The organism is Flectobacillus sp., from assembly GCF_049240685.1.
In the GTDB taxonomy this organism is placed as follows: domain Bacteria; phylum Bacteroidota; class Bacteroidia; order Cytophagales; family Spirosomataceae; genus Flectobacillus.
Genome location: NZ_JBMLSD010000469.1, coordinates 1 through 6430 on the forward strand (window position 1 = coordinate 1; position 6430 = coordinate 6430).

The 6430-nt window shown below is 40.3% G+C and carries 4 protein-coding genes; 2 read left to right on the forward strand and 2 right to left on the reverse strand.

The features are described 5' to 3' along the window. Nucleotides 1–472: 472 nt before the first annotated feature. Entirely contained in the window at nt 473–1636 is a 1164-nt protein-coding gene (locus ACOVQ4_RS21880) for an aminotransferase class V-fold PLP-dependent enzyme (RefSeq protein WP_421822715.1), read from the forward strand. 327 nt (nt 1637–1963) lie between these two features. Here ACOVQ4_RS21880 and ACOVQ4_RS21885 read toward each other — a convergent pair whose 3' ends face one another. Both ACOVQ4_RS21885 and dnaG read right to left on the reverse strand, forming a co-directional pair. Beyond that, nucleotides 1964–2470, reverse strand: coding sequence for a SixA phosphatase family protein (locus ACOVQ4_RS21885; protein ID WP_421822716.1), 507 nt, complete (start codon nt 2468–2470; stop codon nt 1964–1966). 68 nt (nt 2471–2538) lie between these two features. After that, a complete protein-coding gene (gene dnaG, locus ACOVQ4_RS21890; protein ID WP_421822717.1) occupies nt 2539–4608 on the reverse strand; it encodes a DNA primase in 2070 nt (689 codons plus the stop codon). Nucleotides 4609–4914: 306 nt separating this feature from the next. Between dnaG and ACOVQ4_RS21895 the strand changes: the two genes are divergently transcribed. After that, entirely contained in the window at nt 4915–6312 is a 1398-nt protein-coding gene (locus tag ACOVQ4_RS21895; RefSeq protein WP_421822718.1) for a vanadium-dependent haloperoxidase, read from the forward strand. Nucleotides 6313–6430: the final 118 nt, after the last annotated feature.

Below are 6430 nucleotides of genomic sequence, written 5' to 3' on the forward strand. Positions count from 1 at the left end.
GGGTTTAGGGGATAGGGTTTAGGCAAGGAGGCAGTAGTTTTTTTTTAGGGAACAGGGGCATAGGCACAAAGGGGGTTTAGGAGATAGGGTTTAGGCAAGGAGGCTGTAGTTTTTTATTGAGGGAACAGGGATAAGGCGTTGTGGCGCAAAGTGGGCTTAGAGGGATAGTCTCGCTAAAGTTGATATATAAGCCAGTTCTAAATCAATGATTCCATTTAGCGGGTGAATTTATTCACCCGTAACGAGAAAGTTTTTACCATTTATTGATTCAGTTTTAAAACTGTTAAAAAAATAAGTCCAAGACTAAGTCTTGAACTAGGAATTTGACTCCTCACCTAACTCCAATCCCCTAAACCCACTATGTGCCCATGTGCCTTTGTCCCTGTTCACTCAACACAACTATCCCCTATCCCCTAAATATTCTTTAAAAAACTCTATCTTTGAAAGACGTTCACTTCTAAATTCAAACTAAATGTCGTTAACCTGTCAAAAACATCTTTTTAGTCTCGAAGACGGAATTCATTATATCAATTGCGCCACTATGTCGCCCAACCTTAAATCGGTGGAAGAGGCTGGTATTCAAGGAATTTTACGTAAATCACAACCGCAACGTATTACCCAAGAAAGCTTTTTTGAAACTACAGCTCCCGTGCAAGAAGCGTATTCAAAGCTGATTAATTGTCCTGAACCTAAACGAATTGCCTTAATTCCATCGACTTCTTATGGTATGGCCATCGTTGCCAAAAACTTAGCCTTCAAAGCAGGCTTGGCATCAGGACAGGAAATCCTGATGGTGCACGAAGAGTTTCCTTCGGATGTATATGCTTGGGAAGAAATTGCGGAAGATAAGGGCTTAACTGTTCGCTATATTTTACCTCCAGATACCTTAGAAAATCGTGGTAAAATCTGGAATGAGCGTTTGCTCGAAGCTGTGAGCACTAACACTTGTATGGTAGTAGTCTCGCCAACACATTGGGCTGATGGTACACGTTTTGACCTTGTGTCAATTGGAGCACGTTGTCGAGAAGTTGGTGCTTGGTTGGTATTGGATGGTACACAGTCGATTGGCGCTATGCCTTTTGATGTTCAGCAAGTACAACCAGATGCTATTATCAATGTAGGATATAAATGGTTATTGGGTCCTTATTCGGCGGGAGCTGCGTATTTTGGTCCTGCTTTCGACGAAGGTCGCCCTTTGGAACGCAACTGGATTAATAGAATTGGTTCGGAAGAGTTTAAAAACTTAGTTAATTATCAAACCGAATATCGTCCATTTGCAGATCGTTATAATGTAGGCGAAAGAAGTAATTTTATCTTGAATCCTATGTTTTGCGCTTCGCTGACACAAATTCTTGATTGGGGTGTCGAAAATATTGAAGCCTATTGCCATCAATTACTAGAAGAACCTTTAAAATTATTACAAGAAAAAGGTTTTTGGGTAGACAATCTACCTTATCGTAGCAAACACTTGGTTGGCTTACGTATTCCTCCACAAGCAGATATTGCTCGAATTCAAGCATCACTCAAAGCTCGAAATGTTCAGGTTTCTTTCAGAGGACAGGCTATTCGTATCGCACCACACGTGTATAACGATATGAACGATATGGATGCTTTGGTGGAAGGACTGATTTTGTGATTTGAAAATGTGGGTAATTTTAAACATGAATCATCCCGAATTTTTAGGATTGTGATTATCCTCCATAATTTTCATAAAAAAAGGGTTGGAATATGCTTCCTGACCCCTTTTTTGAAGCTATCATCCTAGATTTACTTGGTTTGAAACCCTAGCATTGAGACGCACGCATTGCGTCTCTACTCGGAGAATCTAAATTTTAGCATAATCAACTCAATCACTCAATCGTCAAATTCGGGATGGCACATGTAAGTTCAAGACTAAGTCTTTAACTAGGAAATTCAATTTTGTCCAATACTCAGTAGCTTATCCTTCAGGCGTCCTTGTTAGTTAGTCTAATTTAATGCCTAAAATTGAATCAGGCGAATCATACAGAAACATGTGCCCTGTTTTTTTGGATACTTCTGCCCATGTTAAATTCTCAAACGTCATCCCTACGACTGCGCACGTGGGCATCGAGCCTATATCTTCATGTGTTAGATACTCTGCAAAATAGCTGATACTTGGATTATGTCCTACCAACATTGCTACCGAAATGTTTTCGGGGATAGCATTGATAGCGTCGAGATAATATTTGGGGGTACTTTCATACAAAGAGGCCTCCTCTTGAATCATTCCTTCATCTAACTTCAATTGCTCACAAAATACCTGCGTTGTCATTCGAGTACGTTCTGAGTTAGAAGTAAGAATTAACTGAATACCTGCCAATTTATCGGCCAAATGTCTGCTCATACGTGCGGCATCAATCATTCCACTTGGAGTGAGAGGACGAAAAATATCGGGACTTACCGAGCTTGATGCCTGTGCATGACGCACCAAAAATAATGTTTTTTTCATAGACCAATAGCGGTTTAACATTGTTGGTAATACCTGTTTGGGTACAGGTGTTATAAAAATCTATTTCTTTAGCGAACCACCACGGTTCCTAATTCTTTTGCAATTTGTTTTTCAACCTCCTTGGCCTGCATGAACTCCATTAAAAGTGCATTTTGCTCATTAGGGTCTTTACTCTGTGCCAACTGCTTCATTAAAGCACTCAAATGTTCGTCATTAAAAGCTTTTTTGAGACGCAAAATATTCGTGTAAGCCATATCCGCTAGTTTATCAACCTCGGTCGGCACAAATATCTCATGTCTGCTCAACCAAGCTTCCGAAACAGAATGCTTCTCTGCTACTAAATTGATAGACTCCGACTGAATCTCTACCATGGGATGCGACAAAAAATACTGCGTGTCTGGTACTGTACCTTCTAAGAACTTTTGCCTACAAAGCATCAGTATTTCATGATAAATGGGTGTTTTAAAACTCAATCCATCTATTTCTCCGAGCACATACTGCATCAGGGTAATACCAGGTGCTACAGCTGGGTCGACCTCCCGTGTTCCATGATTGATTAGCAAACGAATACATTCTTGCTCGTGTAAAGTGGTAGCATACTGGACAAAAGATGGCTGAGGAACTGGGGTAGGTTCTGATACAGGAGCGGTAGGCGTACTCGAAAATTCTTCAAAACTAAAAGTATCCTCTTCCGAAAAACTCATCATGTCATCTCCCAAACTAGGTGGTACCTGAGTTGGTGAAGATAAACTTATGCCTGATGGCAAATCATTTTGTAGCCGCTGACGATTGGTATCTCGTTGAGAATCCTTTTCTTTTTGCTTCGCCTTTTCAAGCGTCAACTTATTGCTTTCTGTAATCAATAACCCTTCATCAATCTGCATCAAGCTCGCGGTTTTCTGAAAAAACACAGAGCGTTTAATCGAATCAGGAATCAATGATATACTACCTACCATATCTTTAATCAGCTCGGCACGTTTGAATGGGTCGTTACCTGCTTCTTTGAGAAATAGTTCGGCTTTGAAAGTAATAAAATCGGAAGCATGGTCAGAGATGTATTGTACAAATGCGTCAGAACCAATCTTTTGAACATAACTATCGGGGTCTTCTCCTTGAGGGAAAACGACTAGTTTTACGTTTAAACCCTCTTCCAATATCATATCCATTCCTCTCAATGAGGCCTTGATACCCGCAGGGTCGCCATCGTAGAGAACGGTAATATTTTGTGTAAATCTTGCAATCAAGCGTATTTGTTCGAGCGTCAAAGAGGTTCCAGAAGACGCCACTACATTTTCGATACCTGCCTGATACAGCGAAATCACGTCGGTGTATCCTTCTACCAAATAACAAACATCCTTTGAACGAATTGCATTTTTGGCTTGGTAGATTCCATAAAGAATATTGGATTTGTGGTAAACCTCGGTCTCGGGAGAGTTAAGATATTTAGGTTGATTTTTATCTGCTTTGAGAATCCTCGCACCAAAGGCAATTGTTTTGCCCGAAACATTATGAATAGGAAAAATGACACGATTGCGAAATCGGTCAAACATTTTATTTTCTTCTGGTCGACGAATCGTCAAACCTGCTTTTTCCAATACCTCAACACTATAGCCATTTTTTAGGGCATCTTTGGTAAAGGCATCCCACATATCAAGACTATATCCTAATTCAAAGGCCTTAATTGTTTTATCAGAAAAACCTCTTTCCTTAAAATAGGGATATCCTATGGATTGACCTTCTTCGTGCTGAAAAAGGTTATTTTGATAATAATTTTTAGCATAATTTAAGGCAATGTACAAACTCTCACGAGCGTTTTGGGCTTGCAATTGTTCGTCTGTCAACGGGGATTCTTGAATGGCAATATTATACTTTTTGGCAAGATGACGGAGTGCCTCTCCATATCCTAACCCCTCAATATCCATAATAAAGCGGACAGAATCGCCTGCTTTGCCACAGCCAAAACATTTGTAAATACCTTTGGCTGGCGATACAGAAAAAGAAGGTGATTTTTCGCCATGAAAAGGACAGCAAGCCCATAAATTCGCCCCTTTCTTCTTCAACGACACATAGTCTCCTATAACATCTGCCACTTGTGCAGCTTGTTTGATTCGCTCTATGGTTTCTTGGTCTAGTCTCATTTCAATAATTTCTAAAAATACTTACAACTTAAGGATTCGTTTTTACAACTACGATGTGTTGTATCATAAAAACCATACTAATTTAATGAATGTCTCATAGATTTCGGCGAAATCCTTCGTTATTCCATAAAACGGTATATTTCCCTATTTGATTTACTTCCCGATTAGCAAGACTTACCAAGGCATTATACTGATTTATCTCATCAAAATAATGCTTTCTTAGGCATTATTTTTGTAATACTACAACTTCAAACGCAACCGCCCATTATCAATCACACAATTCGTATAGGTAGTTTACTAAATAATATGATGAAAAAAAAATTACTTCTCTACAGATGGCCTGCAATCAAACGGCTATTTGTGCTTGGTTTCTTTACTATTTTCCTTGCAGGATGTTCTAAAAACTCGGAGGTTAATCCTTCAGACACAAGCAATCCAGCCGATGCCTTTACCTACGAGATAGCCTCTAACTGGGCAGAATTGCAATTACTTTTAACCAAAACTACTAGTGGATATACCCCTCCCGTGGCGGCACGAGCCTATGGTTTGGGAGGACTTACGATGTATGAAAGTATTGTTCCTGGTCTGCTCGATCATAAATCACTTGCTGGACAGCTTTCTAATTTAAGTAAATTGCCCACTATCGAATCTGGAAAAAGCTATAACTGGGCATTGGCACTCAACGCAGGACAAGCTAGTATTTTAAAAGCATTGTACGCAGAAAGTTCCCTTACACAGGCCTCTAATAATCAAAAGAAAATCGACTCGCTCGAGACGGCCATGACTACTGCCTTCAAAGGTAGCTCAAATACTGATGAAGTAGAACGCTCAGTAACTTTTGGCAAAAGCATAGCCAATGCTATTTTCGAATGGTCGAAAACAGATGGTGGACACGAAGGTTACAAACGAAACTTCCCATCCGACTACAAAGTGCCTGTTTTTCCAGGTGCTTGGCAACCTACCGAGAATGGGCAAAAAATACCTATGCAACCCACTTGGGGCAACAACCGCCCTTTTGTACCCTCTAATGCCAATCTTGTACCTCCAGCACCAATCCCTTTTGCTACTAGCATTACCTCTCAATATTTTGCGCAATATCTTGAGGTTTATACTAAAAATAAATCCTTGTCTTCTGAAGAAAAAGAAATTGCGGTTTGGTGGGCCGACAACCCCGTTGAAACATTTACTCCTCCTGGACATTCTTATAATCTTGCCAATATTTCAGCAAAAACTTCGAAAGCTACCCTCGGAAAAGCCGTCGAAGGATTTGCTCGTACAGGTATAGCCGTTGCCGATGCCTTTATTCTTTGTTGGAAATGCAAGTATTTATTCAATAACGAACGCCCTTACACCATGGTAAGAAGAGCCATCGACCCCACATGGAAGCCATTTTGGCCAGCTCCCCCGTTTCCGGGATATTCGTCGGGGCATGCCACGCAATCAGGAGCTGCCGCCGAAGTCTTGACCTACCTATATGGGAACAACTTTAAATTCGTAGACAATTCGCATGTAGGTCGTGTAAATGATGCTGCCACTGGTACCCCATTCAAAGCTAGAAGCTTCAATAACTTCTATGAATTTGCAGACGAATCGGCTATGTCACGTTTTTATGGGGGTATTCATACCCGTCAAGACAACGAAGTTGGCTTAAGAGAAGGGAAAAAAGTAGGCCGAAACGTGAATAGTTTAGCTTTCTTGAAATAATATACAATGCTTGTTAAAAAAACATGAGTCATCTCGAATTTAGCGAGTGAGTAATTATGTTAACTCCCAGTAGAGACGCAATGCTTGCGTCTCAAACCAAGTAAATCTAGCATAATAG